We start from the raw sequence: 19491 nt of genomic DNA, 5'->3' as shown, positions 1-19491 counted from the left end.
CCAATGCTTGTTATTTGCGCTCGTTTTGCTCCGGTAACGGCTCTATGTCTGCTGTTTGAGCCGGTGTATCAACGGTTCGGGTTGCTTTGGGTTCAGGATTTGGATCGGACTGGAAGTCATAAAACTGGTTCTTGACCCGATCATAGTTGACTTGCGGATCATAGAGCGGACCACCATCGAGACCCAAGTCACGCGCTTCGGCACGACCCATGGCGGCCAGCAAAGTGAAGCCTGCAACATAGCTGTTGCGCCGCGCCGTAACTAGTTGCACTTGGGCGTTCAGCAACTCTTGCTCTGCATTCAAAATGTCGAGGATGGTACGGTTGCCCACGCTATTTTCTGCTCGAACGCCTTCCAGTGACAAAGCACTGGCTGCAACCGCCCGCTCCGATGATTGGATCACCCGCTCGGATGCACGCCAGCTGGAATATGCGGCACGGGTTTGTGCAATGATGTTGCGCTCCGTTGCAATGACTTGCTCATAGGCCTGGCCGGATCTTGCCTGGGCTTGGCGAATCTGAGCTGCCGGACGTCCGCCTTGATAGATTGGAATGGTTAGGCGTACACCCGCTTCTGCATTGGATTGTTCCTGTGATGCCCGCGGCCCTAGCAATGGATTCGTCGGTGAATCAGGATCACGGCGGTCCAGCGTGTTCAGAAAGTTGATGTAAGTGCCTTGCATATAGGCTTCGACGGTAGGTTTGACTGCACCTCGCGCCCGTTTAATATCAAACTCCGTGGCAGCACTCCGTTCCTTCGCTGCCAGCAGATCAGGATTAAATTGCAACGCAATGTCCACTGCTTCATCTGGCGCTTTTGGTAAATTTGGCAAGGGAGGAGGAGATTGCAATTCGCCAGGAACTTGCCCAACTAAAGCAATGTAGTTTTCTTTACTGGTGATCAGATTAGCGCGCGCGGATTCCAATTCACCTTTTGCAACCTCTAGCCGTGATTCGGACTGGGCGACGTCGGTACGGGTAAGGTCACCAATTTCAAAACGATCGCTGGTCGCCTCCAGATTGACAGCTAGAACACCAACATTCGCGCGATTAAGTCGTACGACGGCCTCATCGCGCATCACGTCCATATAGGCCGCGACCACGTTGCTAAACAGGCTAGCCTCGGTTCCCCGCAAATCATATTGGCCAGCAGCAACACGAGTTTTTGCCGCCCGCACGGCATTTTTGACTCGGCCGCCAGAGTATACTGGCACACTTAAGTCACCAGAAGCCGTGACCCTCCGAAGAGGGGCCGTAAAACTAATCGCATTGCGCAGAAAATCCTCTTGAAAGCCAAACTGGGAACCTGCATTTGGACGACCATCGGCCTTGGCTATTGGAACATTTTCGTCTTCTGCGCGTTGCGCTGCCTGAGCACCAGATAATGTCGGATTGGTGTTATAAGCAGCAACAAAAGCTTCGCGGAGTGTATCCGCATGGGCGGGTGTAGAGAGAGTCGCAATGGCGACCGCGCCAAGCAACAAACTGCGTTTACTCATCAAAACACCTCTCTCAGGGAATTTTTGTAGAAACAACTGCATATTAGAAACTGAAACTCTCGGTTTGTTTAAAGCCAGGTAGGGCAACACCTCCGCAATCCGCGAAATATTGATAGCCGATAGTGTCGCCAGCCTTATGTCCGATGGCTAGCCGTGCCACGCAACCATCCATAATCGCTCCAACCAGACGGCCTTCTGGAGCCATTTGCTCCACCAAAGCCGCTGGAATGGCGTCAACAACACCATCGATAATGATTACAGTGTACGGACCGTGATCCGCGAAGCCATCGGCATGGTCAGCCTTCTCGACTTGTATATTGTCAAGATCGTTCAGATTGGCTTTTGCTTTAGTCGCCAATTTCGAGGATTGTTCCACGGCAACGACTGATCCTGCCAGCTGCGCGATAACAGCAGCAGTGTAACCCGTCGCTGCGCCAATCAAAAGAACCTTATCGTCCTTCGTCAATTCTGCGCTGTTCAGTAGCCGACCGGTCGCAAGTGGCGCGTTGAGGGCGCGGCCGTTACCAATTTGCACGCCGCGATCAGAATAAGCGACATTGCGCGATGCTGCAGGAACGAAATCTTCCCGCGCAACATGACTCATCGCTGCTATAACGCGAGGATCGTTTACATCGGTTGTTCGTAGCTGGCTGACCACCATGGCCTTGCGCATTTCGGTGAAATTTTCTTGACCCACTATAGTACCTTTAACCTACTTTGTTGTTCGCCTATGCCATCCCTGTATTATTTAGGCAATACAGTATGTATATAATTCGACCGCTTCTAGCTGCACTTGTCGACGCCGCCAAGACGGATTTCAGGGATTTTCCTGTAATGATAAAAATTACCCGGCGATACTCGTGGCGATATTAAGTGTGCATGAAGCACGGTTTGCAAGAACTATGGGTTGACATTGGCCGAAAAGCGAAGCAATTGCGCCCCCTCTCCGGCCCGATGGCGGAGTGGTGACGCAGCGGATTGCAAATCCGTGTACGCCGGTTCGATTCCGGCTCGGGCCTCCAGACATTTTTTCTTATGTCTGCATTGATCTTGAGAAAAGACTATTTTTAGACATTTTAGCTATGAGAAAACCCAAACGGCGTGTTTGATTGGCGATTATCATCCGATAGAATTTGACGGCCAATGGGCGGCGCGGAACGCGCGCGGCATTTCGTCCGGTGGCAAAGGCGGCATGTAACACCGATGGGTGTTGCATTGTCGGGGCTGATATCGGGACGGTCGCGTGTATAGATAAGGCGGTCGGCATGTTCCGCCGCGCAGCCGAGCGCGATAGCGCGTTCGACTTGCTGTGACCCGAACGCGCCGCCGCCCGCCGTAACGGTGCGGGCGATCGAGAAAAAGCGTTCACCATCAGGCAGCTCAAGCCATTGCGTGACGACTTGCCGTGGCGACCGGAACGCCTGATGCACAGACCATAGGGGGCAAGCGCCTCCATGACGAGCGAAAGGGAATCCCGCGCCATCCAACCGTTTCGAAACATTGCCGGCGGGATCGACCCGAATGAAGAAAAACGGCACGCGTTCCTGACCCGGTTTTTGCAGCGTGGTCAATCGATGGGCCGTTTGTTCAAAACTGGTGCCAAATTGGCGAGCGAGTGCTTCGACATCATAGTGACGCTGTTCCACTGCTTTTGCGAAAGCTGAATAAGGCATTAGTAGTGCCGCCGCGGCATAGCCGGTGAGGGCCCTTCTGGTCAGCCTCTCGCCGCTGTCTGTTGCAAAGCTGCCTTCGTTGAGAACCACATCAATCTCTGCACTCAGTTCGAGATAAGAAAGTTGCAGGGCCAGTTGAAATCTTTGACTGGCGTTATCTAGTTGGTCATCGATCAATATCTGACGCCGATGACGGTCTAGTCGTCGTGTTGCCCCCATCATGACATCGGCGGGAAGACGGCGCACTTGCAGGCCATGTTTTTCCTTTAGATATGCGGCCATGCTGTCCTCGCTACTTGCGGTCTCTGCAAGGCGTTCGGCGGCGTCGTCGATATTGGAAAAACTGTTTCGCCGAGCGGCAAGAAATCGGCGCGCTTGTGCGACGGGATCAGCGGCATCAGGGTCAACGCTGCTACCGTCAGCACGAGGGGCGGTATCTTTATCGGCCAGCGCAAGTTGTTCTTCCCGATAGGCGGTATAAAGCCGCAACATCGCCTCGGTATAGCCCGGGTAGCTGGTTGCGACATCAGCTGTGTCGAGTTGCGGAAAGTCTATATCCGCGAACATGGGATCTTTCAGCACTGCCTCTAACCGCGCGGTATATTCCTCGCCACCATCGCCAGCCAGTTCGGCCATGTCGATTTTGTAGGTACGTGCGAGGCGCAACAGCATATCGGCTGTAAAGGGCCGTTGATTGCGCTCCAGCAAAGCGACATAGGATGCAGAGATTTCAAGATCGGCAGCCATGTCCGCCTGTGTGAGGCCGAGGTCGCGGCGGAGTCTTTTCAGGCGGGGTCCCATATAAACGGGGCGTTCACTGGACATGATGGAGTCTATTCATAGTTTTCCGAATCGCTTAAGTTGTCATATTCTTACAACTGTACAACAATATTTTGTAAAGCGTTACAGTTAAACTTCACAGCGCTTCGGACCCGGCTCTGCGCGGCGTAAGAAGGGGCATAGCTCTCGTGAACAACGATTCGCGAACACCGCTTAAATCGCCGAATTTCTAAAAGGAGCATGACAATGTCATATCAAGATCATATCAATCAGACCAACGCGCTGATCCAAAAACAAAACGGAACATGGGACGGTATCGATTCTGAAGCCGTAGCTCGGATGCGTTTACAGAACCGGTTCCACACGGGTCTCGACATTGCTAAATATACCGCAAAGATTATGCGTGAAGATATGGCTGCTTATGACGCTGATCCCGCCAACTACACCCAGTCTCTGGGTTGCTGGCACGGTTTCATTGGTCAGCAGAAAATGATTTCAATCAAGAAGCATTTCGGTAGCACGAAACGCCGCTATCTCTATCTGTCTGGCTGGATGGTTGCTGCTTTGCGAAGCGAATTTGGCCCACTTCCCGATCAGTCCATGCATGAAAAGACATCCGTGCCCGCGCTGATTGAAGAGCTATACACCTTCCTGCGTCAGGCCGACTCCCGTGAACTGGGCGGAATGTTCCGTGATATTGACGCGGCGCGCGCAGGTGGTGACATGGTCACCGAAAAGCGGCTGTTGAACGAAGTCGAAAATCACCAGACCCATGTTGTTCCGATCATCGCTGATATCGACGCTGGTTTTGGTAACGCTGAAGCAACTTATCTTCTGGCCAAGAAGATGATCGAAGCCGGTGCTTGCGCCCTTCAGATCGAAAACCAAGTGTCTGACGAAAAACAATGTGGTCACCAAGACGGTAAAGTTACGGTTCCACATGAAGACTTCCTCGCGAAGGTTCGCGCCTGTCGTTATGCGTTCCTGGAACTGGGCGTCGAAGATGGCATCATCGTTACACGCACCGACTCTCTGGGCGCAGGCCTGACCAAGCAAATTGCGGTGAGCAATGAGCCTGGCGATCTTGGTGACCAATATAATAGCTTCCTCGATTGCGAAGAAATTGACCCGGCAACCGCGCAAAATGGCGATGTTATCCTGAACCGTGATGGCAAAATGATGCGTCCGAAGCGTCTGCCAAGCAATCTCTTCCAGTTCCGCGAAGGAACCGGTGAAGATCGCTGTGTGCTCGATTGCATTACGTCACTGCAGCATGGCGCTGACCTGCTGTGGATCGAAACCGAGAAACCACATGTTGAGCAGATCGCTGGCATGGTTGACCGGATCCGCGAAGTTATGCCGAATGCCAAGCTGGTTTATAACAACTCGCCATCATTCAACTGGACGTTGAATTTCCGTCAGCAGGTTTATGATGCATGGGCAGCCGAAGGCAAGGACGTCACGGCTTATGATCGTGCGAACCTGATGAGTGTGGAATATGATGGGACCGAATTGGCCGCCGATGCCGATGAGCGTATCCGTACCTTCCAGGCTGATGGCGCAAAACGGGCCGGTATCTTCCACCACCTGATTACGCTGCCGACCTATCACACGGCTGCTCTGTCGACCGACAATCTCGCCAAGGAATATTTCGGTGAGCAAGGTATGTTGGGTTATGTTCTCAACGTTCAGCGCGAAGAAATTCGCCAGGGCATTGCCTGCGTGAAGCATCAGAACATGGCCGGTTCCGACATTGGTGATGATCACAAGGAATATTTCGCTGGCGATGCGGCCCTGAAAGCGGGCGGCGCCGACAACACGATGAACCAGTTTGGCTAATCGTTGGATTACAGACGGAATAAAACGGCCCGGGGATTAAATTTCCGGGCCGTTTTTCTTTGCAATATGGCTTGTCAGTTTGCCGCCTGCTTCAAGGCCGCCTGCAGTAGCTTGGGATTATAAAGCGACAGATGTTGTTTATCGCTGATCAGTTTTCGGGTTCTCCGATAACCGCCTTCCCATTCTTCCAAGGCCACGGAGAAGTCCCCACTTTCCTTGATCTCCCGCAGTTCGCCAAGCCGCCGGCTGGCCGAAATGATCGCGCTGCGCTGTTTGGTAAGGCTCTTTCCCGCATAGCGTTCGTGGATCAAACCGAGTCGATGACGCGCGGAAGCGAGCAGCAAGTGAGAAAGTTTCAAGTCGTCACTTTCCCGCGCTTCTTTGGCAGCAAGCACAGCCTGATCGACCGCCACCAATTGGTTTTCGACCGTCAACGCAACGCGCGTACTGGCGGGGGCTGCTGTTAAAGATCGTACATAGTGGGCGAGGGCGGCCAGAACCGATGGCGTCGGTTCCTGTCCATTAAACTCCTCCACAATCAGGTCACGGATGAACTTTTCAAGCTCCTGACTATCGGCGGCGCGAGAGACTTTACCCGGGACTGTAAGGTCTGGAATCTTCACCGGATCGAATATCGCATTGCCGCGATGGGAACTAAAAAAGCTACTCGTGACATCTGCTGTACCAGGTTCACCAGATACATTGGGAAACAGAAAGGCGGGATTGTCGCGCCCATTTTCGTGGCAACTGGCGCACGACAATCCAGCTTTCGCGGCCTGACCACCCAGCAATATTGGCGTGTGGAACAAGGCTTCACCCGCCAACATTTGTTGATCCTGAACCGCTGCATGCAGCGGCGGTTCAGTGGTCAGCGCAACGAAATGCTGGGCAGGGTCAAGCCATGCCATAGCTTCAATAAGCGAGCGATCAGCGGCATGTGCAACCGCTGCACAGGTTAAACTGATCGCGGCGCTATATTTTAGGAGGCGGAGGCTTCGCCGATCCACCGGCTCAGTTCCTCTGCTTCATAACATCCAAAACTGCACAGGCTTTCCAGTCTGGCCAGCTTCTTCTTGGCACCAACAAGATCGCCGCGCTCCACCATCAGCTCGCCATAATATTCCGTGGCCCCGCGATGATCAGGGGCAACGGCCAAGGCGGTCTGATAATATTGCTCTGCACGATCGAAATTCTTGAGTTTCCGATTGGCGAAACCGAGATAGGTCAAAATGTCGGGATGCGGACCAAAGGTCATTGATGCCAGTTGCAGTTCCGCAATCGCGGCTTCATATTTCTTTTCGTTGATCAATGCGACGGCGCCCATATAAGCCAGATCGCCATTGCCGTTGCTGGCAAACTCCATGTTATCCGCTGGATGGTAGCTGGCTGAACCACCGCCATTCATCGCCGATTTTACTTTGGCAATCGCTTTGGTCAGCTTGTCTTTTTCAGCACAGCCCTTACCGCAGGCGCTATCCTTGGCCGTCAGTTTATTGAGCGAAGCCGATGCTTTGTCGGTCATATCGAGCTTGTGGTAGGTAATTGCGAGATCACGGTGGGCTTCGATGAGATTGCCGTTATATTTAACCGCCTTTTCCAGTGGTTTGCGTGCCTTTTTATAATTGCCTTGTCCGATATAGCTGACACCAAGCAGATATTGCGCGCTGGCATTGCGCGGCGCCACGCTCAGCGAGCGTCTGAAAGATTTGACCGCTTTCTTGTGATCTTTGGCTTTGAGGGCAGCGATACCCTTTTGATATTCAGCCGATGCGTCATATTTAGGTGCGCTATTGCTGGGCGCTGAGCCGCCACCACCGCCGCCACCAGCGGCGATAGCCGAACCTGGATTAAACGCGAGTGTCGTTGCGGTACCTAGGATTGCGACTGACTTGAAGATATGCATGCTGTTTCCTTCTGCTTGTGATTAGCCCAATAGCATAAACATGCTCCAGACGCGAAATTTGCCGAATGTTCAATATTCGGCAAACCGAGCCAGAAAGTTACAGAATCAAGGTCAAGTGATCAAAATGAGAGAATGGAGGTCAGCGCGTCCGGCCAGGCAATGGTGAGCAATCGGCGGCGGCGGCAGCACTTGGCGGGCCATATAGCGATTGGCATCCAGCGATATCATCAGGAGCCAAAAAGCGCTGCGGACCGGAATAGCTTGGAAACATCAATGCTCCTCTCTGGCGGCTATGTCCGAGACCAATAGCATGACCAAATTCATGCGCAGCGACAGTAAGGAAATCGATGCCCTGTGTGTCGCTGACATTGCAGGTCCAGTTTTCATCATCGTCAAAATGGGTGTCACCGGCTAGCGGGCCGCCATTTGGCGGTGGGAAGTAGGCATGTGCCAATACGCCTGATGCCCCATCAAAAGGGCTCTCATCGCCATGTTCTCCGGTGGCAAACTCAATTTCAATGTCGACCGCGCCATCGGCGCTGATGGAGAAGCGAAGATCACATTGTTCGGACCACAGGTCAAAAGCGGCGGTGACATCGCGCTCAATATCAGTCTGCGCCATCTTTGTTGAAAAGCTGTTGAATTTATAGGTAAGGTCTGAGCGTTCCCATCGACTGATTGCTGTAAATGCAGCGTCCATTGGAGGAATATCTATAAAGCCACAACGGGGTTTTGCCATTTCGCAGAGTGTGGCTTGGTCCAGGCTACCGGTCGCCGGCAAACCGAAACAACACTGATAAAGACGGACGGCTTTTTCGGTGGCATCATCATATTCCCCATCATGCAGCACACCAAATCGGTCCTGAAGATATCCGTAGTGTCGAAGATAAGATTGAATGCCGTGGATTTCATCGCCCGACATGCCGCGAGAATAAAGCATATCATTGAGCGGCATCTGGGAGATATTTGGGGGTGTCGTCATTGGTCTCACCTCTGTGTAAGAGTGCTAGCCCTGTTCGTCACCCCCGAAATATCCCTGGGCATTTGTTGCGACCCAATGCCCGGTTATCTGGAATCTATTCAGATGTTTCAGTTTCGCTTTCAGCTGCTGAAGATTCTGTAGCATCATCAGTTGCGCTGTCTTCTCCTACCGGAGGAATGGCATCAACTGCTTCCGGCAATACTTCATCTGCCGGGGCTGCGCCGCCTTCGAGGCCGCCATCTGCCGGCATAGTGTCATCCATTGGAGCCGTATCAACCGGCTCTTCCATTGGCGAAGCTTCCATTCCCGATCCATCTTCCAAGCCATCAGCGGCCGGATCATCTGCTGGCGGGGCATCGCAAGCAGCAAGCGCAAATATCGCGGGTGTCAAAATCAATGCTGGTTTCAATAGGTGTTTCATGAGCTCTCTTCCTTTGTCAGAGATATGTGGCGGCCAACCGAGCAGGGAGGGAGATTTGCTCAAATTGGCCGCACACGTTAGGCACAGCTTAAGGCTGGTTCAGCCTTATATGCTTTGACTATTTAGGGTCGGGCGCGCCGTCACCATCTTGATCAAAAGCGTCTGGGGCGCCATCGCCATCGGTATCCCAACTATCGGGTTTACCGTCACCACGTTGGTCCCAGGCATCCATTGTGCCATCACCATCAGTATCGATGGTCGCAGGTGCTGCCTCAGGGGCAGGTGCCGCTTCTGTTGCTGCGCCTTCTTCTGGGGCTTCAGCACCAGCGTCTTGAGCGAAACTTGGGGCGGCGATTAGTGTAGCAGCACCAAAAGCGGCTGCGATCATTGGTAGCTTTTTCATAATACTCAACTCCATTGTTAACCCCCTGCCTATCTAAAAAATGGTGGTTATCAGGAGACATTCCAGAAGTAAGCGGTCAGCGGAACAGCCTGCACGATCAAGTGAAAACTGGCTGAAATTCGTCGGAAATGTGGTGCAATCTGCCCCAATTTACAAAAGAGGGGCGAGGCCGCGACTCAGAAATTAGACAGGTTGGAGGGCAGCCGCCGGGCTGTGGCCATTACCAAATCTCTGCTAAAGAATAGACGGGCATGGTCTAGAATGGATTTAGAGTATATCCTTGTTGCTGCAGCAATGCATGTGCAGTCATTGCCGAAAGATCCATTTTTACACCCGGCAATAGATCAGCATTGGTGATTTTATGTGCTGCTGCGCTTTGACCGCACAGGCGAAATTCCACTCCGTGTTTTTGAAGGGTATCAATTGCCTTTGCGCTACCATTGGCGGTGCCATCGTTTCTAGTGCCATATAGTTGCTGCTTGGTGAGGTCCAATGATGCGCCGCCATGAACAACGATAGCAAGTTTGATATTCTCGGCTGGGATACCAGCAGCGACGTGCATGTTAATGAACCGAGCAGCGCTCTCAATTGTGCGATTAAGTTTTCCTGCATCGGCTTTCTTGGCGACATCAAAAGCTATTCTAAACTGGGTTGTCGCAGCGATGGGTATATCGGTTTGTACCGATGCGGTGGGGCCGAATTCATCAAATACGGGCCCAGTTTTAAACCCTTCGAGTTGAGCATTAGCTGGATTGTTAAGCGTCAGGACGCTCAGAAACAAAGCAGTTTTAAAGTATCTCATGGCAGGCCCATCTGTTACAGTTTCGTGTTACGCAACTGTAACATGCTTGTTATCAAGTACCATAATATTGTGATATCAGAGTTAGACTTCTATTTCAGTCCAGACAAATTTGAAAATCGATCCACCCAAAAGGGGACAATCGACAATGTTTGAGCAGTTTGACGCCATATTACTAGCACGCATACAGTTTGCGTTTACAATCAGCTTTCATTTCATTTTTCCGGCTTTTTCCATTGGTCTGGCAAGCTATCTGGCTGTGCTGGAGGGCCTTTGGCTCAAAACCGGTAAGCAGATATATATGGATCTGTTCAAATATTGGATAAAGATATTCGCCGTTACCTTCGCCATGGGCGTGGTATCCGGTATCGTGATGTCTTATCAGTTCGGCACCAACTGGGCTGTTTTTTCGGACAAGGCCGGGCCGGTTATCGGGCCGCTTATGGCCTATGAAGTGCTAACCGCCTTTTTCCTCGAAGCAGGTTTTCTGGGTGTCATGCTGTTTGGTATGAACAAAGTTGGCAAGAAACTTCACTTTACCGCGACATTGATGGTCGCGATTGGCACGTTTATTTCGGCATTCTGGATCTTGAGCGTGAACAGCTGGATGCAGACTCCAACAGGACACGAGATTGCAGCCAACGGTCAGTTTGTTCCAGGTGATAGCTGGTGGGACATCGTATTCAATCCCAGCTTTCCGTATCGATTATTCCATACGCTTATGGCAACCTATCTGACTACAGCCTTTGTGGTTGGCGGGGTTGGCGCTTGGCATTTGCTGAAGGACAAGACAAATCTTCATGCCCGAAAGATGTTTTCGATGGCGATGTGGATGGCCGCCCTAGTGGCTCCGGTGCAGATTTTCGCCGGTGACTTGCACGGACTTAATACGCTGGAACATCAACCAGTGAAGGTCATGGCGATGGAAGGTCATTATGACAGCTACCCCGATGGCGCGCCGCTGATCCTGTTTGGTATTCCCAACAGTGAAGAAAAGCGCATCGATTATAAGGTGGAAATTCCCAAACTATCTTCTCTGATCCTCAAGCACGACCTGAACGCGCCGCTTGATGGGTTAGATACGATTCCCGATGCCGATGAACCCCCTGTGGGTATGGTGTTTTGGTCTTTCCGGATCATGGTTGGAATAGGTTTTGCGATGCTCGGCATCGGCCTGTGGAGTCTGTTCGCACGTTTCCGAAAGAAACTGTATGACTGGCGCCTGTTGCACCGGGCCGCCATTGTAATGGGGCCTGCTGGCTTTGTCGCGGTCATCGCCGGATGGATCACCACGGAAGTGGGGCGGCAGCCCTATACGGTCTACGGTTTACTGCGCACCGCCGACAGTGCCTCGCCGCTTGCTGCACCTGCTGTGGCGGCGTCTCTCATCGCCTTCGTCATTGTGTACTTCTTCGTCTTTGGGATCGGTACCTGGTATATTATGCGTCTGATGAGCAAGGTCCCGCAAGTTGGAGAGAAGGGTGTTAAGTCTTCTGAAAGCGGTCCAGTCCGTACCGCTGGTATCGCACCGGGACCTGCACAAAAAGATGCCCTCGCCTTTGAACAGAAACCAGCGGAGTAGATGCCATGGATTTAACTGTCATTTGGGCCTTCATCATTGCTTTCGCTGTCTTTGCTTATGTGGTGATGGATGGATTTGATCTCGGTATCGGTATATTATTTCCAGCCTTTAAAGTTGGTGATGAACGCGATCAGGCGATGAACAGCATTGCGCCGGTCTGGGACGGCAATGAGACTTGGCTGGTGCTCGGCGGCGGCGGACTGCTTGCTGCTTTCCCGCTGGCCTATGCAATTATTTTGCCCGCCACCTATCCGTTAATCATTATTATGCTGCTCGGCTTGGTATTCCGCGGTGTTGCTTTTGAATTTCGCTGGCGTGATCCGGATCACCGCGCGTTCTGGGATTTTGCTTTCACCGGCGGTTCCTTTGCCGCGTCATTTTCACAAGGTATGATCTTGGGAGCTTTGCTGCAAGGTATCGAAGTAGCAGACCGGGCCTATGCAGGAAGCTGGTTTGACTGGCTTACGCCTTACACTTTGTTGACCGGGCTCGGGACGGTTGCTGGCTATGCGTTGCTCGGCGCGACGTGGTTGATCTGGAAAACAGAGCATGGTGCACAAGAAATGGCCTATCGATTGGCAAAGCCAGCTGCGATCGGGACGTTGGCATTGATGGCTGCAATCAGCCTCTATACGCCCTTTCTGGATGGGCAATATTGGACGCGCTGGTTTGAAATGCCGAATATATTATTCGCGGCCCAAGTGCCTTTGTTGGTCGTTATCCTGACCTATTTCCTGTTTCGCGGACTTTACAAGAAGCAGGAAGGGGTGCCTTTTTTGATTTCACTCGGTCTATTCTTCCTCGGTATGGCAGGACTGGGCATTTCGATGTTTCCCTATATTGTCCCAGATCAGATCACGATCTGGGATGCGGCGGTCCCCGAGAGTAGCCAGATATTCATGCTGGTTGGTGTTGTGATCACGGTGCCGTTGATTCTGATCTATACGGGATGGGCTTATTGGGTGTTTCGCGGCAAGGTTGGTACGGACGGTTATCACTAATGTCTCCCGCAGATGAACAGTCAGTCGATGATTCGCCGCTATGGAAGCGGCTGACTTGGATGGCGGCGATATGGCTGATGAGTATCAGCGTATTGGGAGTGGTTGCGTATATATTGAGACTGTGGATTGCATAGAGGCTTATTTCTTTTGTAGCTGTTCGACTTGCTCGGCCAGCTCCAACCAACGCATCTCGGCTTCATCTTTCTCATCGATCAAGGCTACATTTTCTGCAGTTAATTTTTCAAACTGCGCAAAATCCTTGGTGTAAAGATCAGCGTCAGAAAGAGCTTCTGAAATTTCGATCATACGACCATCAATCGCCTCAATCCGCTCCGGCAGCATGTCATAATCACGCTGATCTTTATAGCTGAGCTTCTTCGCTGGACTGTTCGATTTTACTGCCGGTTTTGACGCAATCGGTTTGCTATTGCTTTTCGGTTTTGATGCACCAGCATCCGCTTTGCGTTTGGCTTCCCACTCGGCATAGCCGCCGGCGATTATATCAACTTTACCGCTACCATCGAGCCCTAAGGTGACCGTTACCGTGCGATCGAGAAAGTCGCGATCATGGCTGACGAGCAGAACAGTACCTTCATAATCCGCGATCACCTCTTGAAGCAGATCGAGTGTTTCGAGATCAAGGTCATTGGTTGGTTCATCCAACACGAGCAAATTCGACATACGCGCAAATTCCCGAGCGAGCAGCAACCGCGATTGTTCGCCACCGGACAGTGTACCGACCTTGGCGTCAATCAGGCTAGGTGCGAAAAGGAAGTCTTTGAGATAGCCTTGGACATGTTTTTTATCCCCGCGAACCTCAACCCAATCGCTGCCGTCAGCGAGCACATCGCGGACGGTTTTACTGCCCTCCAAAAGGCTCCGTTGCTGGTCGATAAAAACACCGTTCAGTGTTTTGGCCAGGTTGACCGAGCCAGTATCCGGCTCAAGTTCACCGGTTAGCATCTTTAGCAATGTCGTCTTGCCCGTGCCATTCGCGCCCACAATACCGATGCGATCGCCGCGCTGGATGCGCAGCGAGAAGTCGCGAATGATGGTGCGTTTGGCGTCACCTTCTCCGAAGGATTTGGAAATATGCTCAGCCATGATGACCGACTTGGTACGAACATCATCGCTCTGCGCCTTTAGATTAGCGGTTCCGGCAGGGCCAATCATTGCCGCGCGCTGAGCTCGCATTTGATACAGCTTTTCTAGCCGTCCCTGATTGCGTTTGCGCCGTGCGGTGACGCCGCGTTCGAGCCAGCGGGCTTCCAGCTTCAGTTTCGCATCGATTTTGCTGGCTGCCTGGGCCTCATCGGCATGGACTTTCTCCATCCAGGCATCATAGCCACCAAAACCAACTTCCTGACGCCGCAGCGCACTGCGATCCAGCCAAATGGTCTGCTTGGTCAGCCGGGTAAGGAAAGTCCGGTCATGTGATATTGTTATGAACGCGCCCTTGTAACGCCGCAACCAATCCTCAAGCCAGTCAATCGCGCCCAGATCGAGATGGTTGGTTGGCTCGTCCAGCAGCAGCAGGTCAGGTTTCAATGCCAGCGCCCGGCAGATGGCCGCCCGCCTTTTCTCACCACCACTGGCTTTGTCCGCACGGATAGACAGGTCTGTAGAGAGCTGATCTGCAATGGATTGGACTTCATGTTCCGCTGGCCCCGGGTTCCCGTCTATGGCGAAATCCAGCAATGTCTCAAACGGGGTAAAATCCGGTTCCTGCTCCAGCATCACGATATTAGTGCCGGGCTGGATCATGCGCTTGCCCTTGTCGGGCTCTATCTGATCCGCTATCAGGCGCAGCAATGTGGTTTTACCCGCGCCGTTGCGACCTATCAGCGCCAGCCGGTCGCGCGGACCGACATGGAGGTCGAGGTCCTGGAATAGCCAACCTTCACCCTGATGGAGGGCCAGTCGTTCATAGGAAAAAATGGGCGGTTGTGACATTGCTCTTGCGCGTTAGGGGCAAGCGGCCATTTGCTCAAGTTACGTTTTCATAAAATCATGCTATGCAAAGCGTATATAGCCACTTGGGGGCACTTAACTCAGGCCGAAGCAGGGTTCTTAACTCAAAGAATTTTCGGAAGGAACATTATGAAATATCTTGGAATGATCATCCTTGCTGCCGCTATATTAGGGAGCAGTCCTATGGCCCAAGCTGCCAATGTCCAGATAACGGCCCAAAATCCGGTGATTGAACTAAGTATATCAGAGCAGGTTGATAACCGCCCCGACAACGCAACTTTCAGTACCGGAGTGGAAACGAAGGCGCCAACCGCAACAAAGGCGCTGCGTGACAATTCGCGCCAGGCCAAGCAGGTGATCGACAAGCTGAAATCACTCGGCATTGCAGAGGACGATATTCAAACAACCGGCATTAACCTGAATGCCGATTATCAATATGACCGTGCGAGCGAAACAAACCGCTTTGTCGGCTATCGTGTGTCGAATCAGGTCCAGGTAAAAATCCGCAATATAGACAAGCTGGGAATGATATTGGATGCGCTGGTCAGCAGCGATGGTGCAACAAATCTCAGCGGACCGTATTTTTCAATTGATGATGACAGCGCGATCAAGCAGCTGGCACGCCAGCGGGGGCTTGCCAATGGCAAGAAGCAGGCAGAGAGCTATGCCAAAGCATTGGGTTATACCGGAGTGCGTGTGCTGTCGATTGCTGAAGGGATTAGTAACAATGCACCGGGCCCAATGCCTGCTTCCCGTATGATGGCCATGCAGGATGAATCGGTTCCGATAGCGCCGGGGCAGGTTGGCACGACGATTACTCTGAATATTAGCTATGAAATGACGCGTTAAGCTTTAAAGCTGCAGGGTGAACTTACCGTTCACGTCATGTTAAAAGCGCCGGAGGTAAAGGTTTGTCATGTTGAACAAAATGGTTCTTTTCGCCCTCGGTGCTTTTACCGCCCTTGCTGTGACCACGGTCCCGGCAGACGCACTGCAGCGCCGTGATGAGCAAAATGGCGCGCGCCAGCAAATGATGGCGGGTAAAGTGAAATCCTTGCGCTCAATAGAGAACAAGGTTTTACCGAAAATGTCAGGTAGCCAGTATATCGGCCCCGAATATGATTCTTCGGCACAGGTTTATAGATTGAAATTTATCCGCGAAGGTCGTGTCATCTTTGTAGACGTCGATGGCCGGACCGGTGCGATCCTTCGCCAGCGCCGTTGAGCCAGTTTCTCTTTACCCCAATTTCTCTTTATCATTGTGAGATTTAATGATGGTGATATAGCTACATCATCATGAAAAACGGTTTTCTGGAGTAACTTTATGCGCGTGCTTATAGTCGAAGATGAGCCTACTTTAGGACAACAACTAAAATCGACGCTGGAAAGCAATGGCTATGCGATTGATCTGTCCACTGATGGTGAAGATGGTCATTTCATGGGCTCAACCGAAGAATATGACGCTGTTATACTGGATCTTGGCCTGCCGGAAATTGACGGGCTGACGGTATTGGATCGCTGGCGCAAGGAAGAGCGGAATTTTCCAGTGCTGGTTCTCACCGCACGCGATAGTTGGTCCGACAAAGTGGCTGGATTGGATGCCGGTGCCGACGACTATCTAGCCAAACCATTCCAGACAGAAGAGCTTATCGCGCGTTTGCGGGCACTTATTCGCCGTGCATCGGGCAATGCGTCGTCCGAACTTACTGCTGGCGATGTCCGTCTTGATACGCGCTCCGGCAAAGTGACCTTGGATGGTGGTCCAGTGAAGCTGACGGCACAGGAATATAAGCTTTTGTCCTATCTCATGCACCACAAGGGCAAGGTCGTATCGCGTACTGAACTTATTGAGCATATCTACGATCAGGATTTTGACCGTGACTCCAATACTATCGAAGTGTTTGTAACGCGTATCCGCAAAAAATTGGGCGCGGATGTTATTTCGACCATCAGGGGGCTGGGCTATAGTCTAGAGGATCCCGACAGCTGAATGAAACAAGCAAAATAGATTTACCGTCAGATGAGGCGGTCGCCGAAACGGCTGCTGAAGCGAAGTCTCGACTAGGCACGCAAACGACTGGTTCGTTGAGCCGCCGCATGATCGGTATTGCAGCCGCTTGGATCATCGTATTGCTCTTTGGCGGCGGTGTTGCGCTCGACCGGGTTTTGGTCAATGCGGTCACCCGGAATTTCGATAATCAACTCGAATATGTGCTGACAGCAATGATCGCGTCAGCAGAAATTGGTCCGGATGGGGAAGTTTTGCTCAATCGTCCACTAGGTGATCAGAGATTTTTGGAGCCCAATAGCGGTCTTTACTGGCAGATTAGCGGTAGTGGCCATGATGATTTTACGTCTCGATCTTTATGGGACAGAACATTGGAAGCTGCCCTCACGCACGAAGATCCGGAAACCCATATCTATGACAGCAATCAATTCCCTGATGAGCCTTTGCGGATGTTGGAGCGGACAATTATTCTACCTGACTCGGAGGTAAAATGGGCATTTCAGGTCGGCCAAAGCCGCGATGGGCTCGACGGACAGATTAGCGAAATTCGATCGATATTGATCAATAGTTTCTTGTTGTTGGCGCTCGGCCTGATTGGCATGGCAGCGTTGCAAACGCTCTACGGGCTGTGGCCGCTCCGTAAAATTCGCAAGGCGATAGGTGAGATGCGGAACGGTCTGCAAAAGCGGGTTAGCGAACCTATGCCCAATGAAGTGACGCCGATGGTCGACGAACTCAATGAGCTGCTTGATCACAATGAAAAACAGGCTGAGGAAGCCCGGCGTCATGCGGGTAATCTTGCCCATGCGCTCAAAACACCCCTGACTGTGATCATGAACAGTGCCACGGCAAAGGCCGATGATCTGGCGGATACAGTGATCCGAGAATCCGGCGTAATGCGTCGCCAGGTGGATCATCATCTCGCTCGCGCCCGCGCAGTCGGCCGCCGCGGTCACGCCCATAGCCGTTCCCGTGTATGGCCCAGCCTGCAAGCGGTGGAGCGCGCTGTTGGTCGGCTCTACAAACATGTTCGCATCGATATTGATGGCGACAAGGATGCCGCAGTGTCTGTCGAACGTCAGGATCTCGACGAGATGATCGGTAATCTGGTTGAGAACGCCGCTAAATATGGCGGTGGTAGTGTCTTTGTGACGGTCGAATCCGGTGAAGAATTCATTGAACTGCTGATCGAAGATGACGGAATGGGTATTCCGGCGGAAGAACGTCAGCGCATATTCGACCGCGGGGCGCGCCTCGACACTGGCAAACCGGGAACCGGCCTGGGCCTCGCCATCGTTCGCGACGTAGCAGAGATTTATCAGGGCACGGTGTCACTGGAAGAAAGCGAAGATCTTGGCGGACTAATGGTGCGATTATGTTTGCCCAAGTCGCAGGTTGCAGCCTGAATCTAGTTTATCAATCATAACGGGTATCGAGACTTTGGGGCTAGTCGAACAGAATATCGCAATAATTGGGTGTGGACCGGGCGGCTTAGCATCCTCTCTTTTCCTTGCGCAGCAGGGGCATAATGTAACCTTATTTGAGCGTTTTTCTGAACCGAAGCCCCTTGGTTCAGGTTTGCTCATTCAACCCTCCGGACAACATATATTGCAATTGCTGGGCTTGCTTGAAAATATTAAGCAGCGATCAAGACCGGTTGATCAACTGCACGGTGTTTCAGTCCACAAAAATCGCCGCGCACTTGATATGAAATATGAACATGCTCGCCATGCAGTTTCTGCCCTTGGCATTCACCGCGCCAGTCTTTTCACAGTGCTGATGGATGCAGTGCTGGCAATGAAAATCCCGATTGAAGTGGACAGAGAACTGCTAGGGGTCAAGGAGACCGAGACTTCCATTCAACCAGTTTTTGCAGGTGGCTTGGAGGGAGAGAAATTTGACGTGCTGGTCGATGCCAGTGGTGCGCGTAGTCCCCTTGCGACCGGACGTATCAGAAAGCTCAGCTATGGTGCATTTTGGGCGACGGTTGATATGCCCGGAAATCATAAGGTTATGCCAAATGCCTTGGATCAGCGCTACTGGCATGCGAGTAAAATGGCCGGTATCATGCCAGTTGGAATCAATCCAACCACAGGCCATCAGGGGGCCGCCATTTTTTGGTCTGAAAAGCCTGAAAATACTGCCAGCGTCATTGATGCAGGAATTGAACAGTTTCGCGATCAATATTGCAGACTCTGGCCAGAGGCAGAACCCTTTATCGCGCAGATTAAATCGATGGATGAGTTGACCATGGCCGTTTACAGCCATCGCACCGGTCGATCCCAGACATCGACCAGATTATATCATGTCGGCGACAGCTGGCATTGCACCAGTCCGCAACTGGGGCAGGGCGCAAATATGGCCCTCATCGATGCTGGAGCTCTGGCACAGGCAGTTGAGCGGGCGGTTAGTCTTGAAGATGTGTCGAAACGCTATCGCCGTTTGCGGTCATTTCATATCGAGCTATATCAGTTGCTGAGCATAATGTTCACGCCGCTCTATCAATCCAATGGCCGTTTTTTGCCACTGTTCCGGGACTTGGCGATTCATTATTTTGCGAGATTGCCGTTGGTTCGCAGCTTCATAACCCACACTGTATCAGGCGTTTTGGGGCTCAAGCGTCCAAAATAA

The 19491-nt window shown here is 52.1% G+C and carries 19 protein-coding genes and 1 tRNA gene; 10 read left to right on the top strand and 10 right to left on the bottom strand.

What is annotated here, in order from left to right:
• Window positions 1–10: 10 nt before the first annotated feature.
• Window positions 11–1498, bottom strand: coding sequence for a TolC family outer membrane protein (locus ABJM21_RS11215; protein ID WP_348301066.1), 1488 nt, complete (start codon window positions 1496–1498; stop codon window positions 11–13).
• Between the two features lie 43 nt (window positions 1499–1541).
• Window positions 1542–2195, bottom strand: a complete 654-nt coding sequence (locus ABJM21_RS11210) for a protein-L-isoaspartate O-methyltransferase (protein ID WP_348301067.1) — start codon at window positions 2193–2195, stop codon at window positions 1542–1544.
• Between the two features lie 251 nt (window positions 2196–2446).
• Here ABJM21_RS11210 and ABJM21_RS11205 point away from each other — a divergent pair.
• A tRNA-Cys gene (locus ABJM21_RS11205) sits at window positions 2447–2520 on the top strand.
• 54 nt (window positions 2521–2574) lie between these two features.
• Here the strand turns inward: ABJM21_RS11205 and ABJM21_RS11200 are convergent.
• Window positions 2575–3996, bottom strand: coding sequence for a short-chain fatty acyl-CoA regulator family protein (locus ABJM21_RS11200; RefSeq protein ID WP_348301068.1), 1422 nt, complete (start codon window positions 3994–3996; stop codon window positions 2575–2577).
• A gap of 201 nt (window positions 3997–4197) precedes the next feature.
• On the opposite strand from ABJM21_RS11200, the gene ABJM21_RS11195 reads away from it, so the two are divergent.
• Window positions 4198–5790 (top strand): isocitrate lyase, encoded by a 1593-nt coding sequence (locus ABJM21_RS11195; RefSeq protein WP_348301069.1) that lies wholly within the window; start codon window positions 4198–4200, stop codon window positions 5788–5790.
• 74 nt (window positions 5791–5864) lie between these two features.
• Here ABJM21_RS11195 and ABJM21_RS11190 read toward each other — a convergent pair whose 3' ends face one another.
• The 6 genes from ABJM21_RS11190 to ABJM21_RS11165 all read right to left on the bottom strand — a co-directional run bounded on the left by ABJM21_RS11190 (window position 5865) and on the right by ABJM21_RS11165 (window position 10301).
• Window positions 5865–6797, bottom strand: coding sequence for a hypothetical protein (locus tag ABJM21_RS11190; protein WP_348301070.1), 933 nt, complete (start codon window positions 6795–6797; stop codon window positions 5865–5867).
• Complete coding sequence (locus ABJM21_RS11185; protein WP_348301071.1) at window positions 6770–7693, bottom strand: tetratricopeptide repeat protein; 924 nt, start codon at window positions 7691–7693, stop codon at window positions 6770–6772. The genes ABJM21_RS11190 and ABJM21_RS11185 overlap by 28 nt, the downstream gene beginning before the upstream one ends.
• Before the next feature lie 139 nt (window positions 7694–7832).
• Window positions 7833–8675 carry a matrixin family metalloprotease gene (locus ABJM21_RS11180; protein WP_348301072.1) on the bottom strand — a complete coding sequence of 281 codons (843 nt, stop codon included), beginning with the start codon at window positions 8673–8675 and terminating at the stop codon, window positions 7833–7835.
• Window positions 8676–8769: 94 nt separating this feature from the next.
• On the bottom strand, window positions 8770–9096 hold the full coding sequence (locus tag ABJM21_RS11175) for a hypothetical protein (protein WP_348301073.1): 327 nt from the start codon (window positions 9094–9096) through the stop codon (window positions 8770–8772).
• A 118-nt stretch (window positions 9097–9214) separates the two neighbouring features.
• Complete coding sequence (locus ABJM21_RS11170; protein WP_348301074.1) at window positions 9215–9499, bottom strand: hypothetical protein; 285 nt, start codon at window positions 9497–9499, stop codon at window positions 9215–9217.
• Between the two features lie 256 nt (window positions 9500–9755).
• Window positions 9756–10301 carry a DsrE family protein gene (locus ABJM21_RS11165; protein WP_348301075.1) on the bottom strand — a complete coding sequence of 182 codons (546 nt, stop codon included), beginning with the start codon at window positions 10299–10301 and terminating at the stop codon, window positions 9756–9758.
• Between the two features lie 145 nt (window positions 10302–10446).
• Between ABJM21_RS11165 and ABJM21_RS11160 the strand changes: the two genes are divergently transcribed.
• From ABJM21_RS11160 to ABJM21_RS11150, 3 genes are read left to right on the top strand one after another with little or no spacing between them, the layout of a single operon-like run.
• Window positions 10447–11880 (top strand): cytochrome ubiquinol oxidase subunit I, encoded by a 1434-nt coding sequence (locus tag ABJM21_RS11160; RefSeq protein WP_348301076.1) that lies wholly within the window; start codon window positions 10447–10449, stop codon window positions 11878–11880.
• Window positions 11881–11885: 5 nt separating this feature from the next.
• Window positions 11886–12881 carry a cytochrome d ubiquinol oxidase subunit II gene (cydB, locus tag ABJM21_RS11155; protein WP_348301077.1) on the top strand — a complete coding sequence of 332 codons (996 nt, stop codon included), beginning with the start codon at window positions 11886–11888 and terminating at the stop codon, window positions 12879–12881.
• Window positions 12830–13015, top strand: coding sequence for a DUF2474 domain-containing protein (locus tag ABJM21_RS11150; RefSeq protein WP_348372278.1), 186 nt, complete (start codon window positions 12830–12832; stop codon window positions 13013–13015). The genes cydB and ABJM21_RS11150 overlap by 52 nt, the downstream gene beginning before the upstream one ends.
• A gap of 4 nt (window positions 13016–13019) precedes the next feature.
• Here ABJM21_RS11150 and ABJM21_RS11145 read toward each other — a convergent pair whose 3' ends face one another.
• The gene (locus tag ABJM21_RS11145) at window positions 13020–14834 is read right to left on the bottom strand and encodes an ABC-F family ATP-binding cassette domain-containing protein (protein ID WP_348301079.1); all 1815 of its coding nucleotides are present in this window, start codon (window positions 14832–14834) and stop codon (window positions 13020–13022) included.
• A 201-nt stretch (window positions 14835–15035) separates the two neighbouring features.
• On the opposite strand from ABJM21_RS11145, the gene ABJM21_RS11140 reads away from it, so the two are divergent.
• The 5 genes from ABJM21_RS11140 (at window position 15036) to ABJM21_RS11120 (ending at window position 19491) form a co-directional block, all read left to right on the top strand.
• Window positions 15036–15701: an SIMPL domain-containing protein gene (locus ABJM21_RS11140; protein ID WP_348301080.1), complete on the top strand. Its 666-nt coding sequence runs from the start codon at window positions 15036–15038 to the stop codon at window positions 15699–15701.
• 67 nt (window positions 15702–15768) lie between these two features.
• Window positions 15769–16077 carry a hypothetical protein gene (locus ABJM21_RS11135; protein ID WP_348301081.1) on the top strand — a complete coding sequence of 103 codons (309 nt, stop codon included), beginning with the start codon at window positions 15769–15771 and terminating at the stop codon, window positions 16075–16077.
• Between the two features lie 99 nt (window positions 16078–16176).
• Entirely contained in the window at window positions 16177–16842 is a 666-nt protein-coding gene (locus tag ABJM21_RS11130) for a response regulator transcription factor (RefSeq protein WP_348301082.1), read from the top strand.
• Between the two features lie 107 nt (window positions 16843–16949).
• Window positions 16950–18266 (top strand): HAMP domain-containing sensor histidine kinase, encoded by a 1317-nt coding sequence (locus ABJM21_RS11125; RefSeq protein ID WP_348301083.1) that lies wholly within the window; start codon window positions 16950–16952, stop codon window positions 18264–18266.
• Window positions 18256–19491, top strand: a complete 1236-nt coding sequence (locus ABJM21_RS11120; RefSeq protein WP_348372274.1) for an NAD(P)/FAD-dependent oxidoreductase — start codon at window positions 18256–18258, stop codon at window positions 19489–19491. The genes ABJM21_RS11125 and ABJM21_RS11120 overlap by 11 nt, the downstream gene beginning before the upstream one ends.

Source organism: Parasphingorhabdus sp., assembly GCF_039977335.1.
Taxonomy (GTDB): Bacteria; Pseudomonadota; Alphaproteobacteria; order Sphingomonadales; family Sphingomonadaceae; genus Parasphingorhabdus.
Note: the sequence above shows the minus strand (reverse complement) of the source record. Positions and strands in the feature narration are given on the sequence as shown.

Excerpts from the sequence above, each read along its gene's own strand:
- ABJM21_RS11215 (WP_348301066.1), bottom strand. The coding sequence starts at position 1,498 with ATGAGTAAACGCAGTTTGTTGCTTGGCGCGGTCGCCATTGCGACTCTC.
- ABJM21_RS11200 (WP_348301068.1), bottom strand. The coding sequence starts at position 3,996 with ATGTCCAGTGAACGCCCCGTTTATATGGGACCCCGCCTGAAAAGACTC.
- ABJM21_RS11195 (WP_348301069.1), top strand. The coding sequence starts at position 4,198 with ATGTCATATCAAGATCATATCAATCAGACCAACGCGCTGATCCAAAAA.
- ABJM21_RS11185 (WP_348301071.1), bottom strand. The coding sequence starts at position 7,693 with ATGCATATCTTCAAGTCAGTCGCAATCCTAGGTACCGCAACGACACTC.
- ABJM21_RS11180 (WP_348301072.1), bottom strand. The coding sequence starts at position 8,675 with ATGACGACACCCCCAAATATCTCCCAGATGCCGCTCAATGATATGCTT.
- ABJM21_RS11175 (WP_348301073.1), bottom strand. The coding sequence starts at position 9,096 with ATGAAACACCTATTGAAACCAGCATTGATTTTGACACCCGCGATATTT.
- ABJM21_RS11170 (WP_348301074.1), bottom strand. The coding sequence starts at position 9,499 with ATGAAAAAGCTACCAATGATCGCAGCCGCTTTTGGTGCTGCTACACTA.
- ABJM21_RS11165 (WP_348301075.1), bottom strand. The coding sequence starts at position 10,301 with ATGAGATACTTTAAAACTGCTTTGTTTCTGAGCGTCCTGACGCTTAAC.
- ABJM21_RS11160 (WP_348301076.1), top strand. The coding sequence starts at position 10,447 with ATGTTTGAGCAGTTTGACGCCATATTACTAGCACGCATACAGTTTGCG.
- cydB (WP_348301077.1), top strand. The coding sequence starts at position 11,886 with ATGGATTTAACTGTCATTTGGGCCTTCATCATTGCTTTCGCTGTCTTT.
- ABJM21_RS11150 (WP_348372278.1), top strand. The coding sequence starts at position 12,830 with ATGGGCTTATTGGGTGTTTCGCGGCAAGGTTGGTACGGACGGTTATCA.
- ABJM21_RS11145 (WP_348301079.1), bottom strand. The coding sequence starts at position 14,834 with ATGTCACAACCGCCCATTTTTTCCTATGAACGACTGGCCCTCCATCAG.
- ABJM21_RS11140 (WP_348301080.1), top strand. The coding sequence starts at position 15,036 with ATGGCCCAAGCTGCCAATGTCCAGATAACGGCCCAAAATCCGGTGATT.
- ABJM21_RS11135 (WP_348301081.1), top strand. The coding sequence starts at position 15,769 with ATGTTGAACAAAATGGTTCTTTTCGCCCTCGGTGCTTTTACCGCCCTT.
- ABJM21_RS11130 (WP_348301082.1), top strand. The coding sequence starts at position 16,177 with ATGCGCGTGCTTATAGTCGAAGATGAGCCTACTTTAGGACAACAACTA.
- ABJM21_RS11125 (WP_348301083.1), top strand. The coding sequence starts at position 16,950 with ATGATCGGTATTGCAGCCGCTTGGATCATCGTATTGCTCTTTGGCGGC.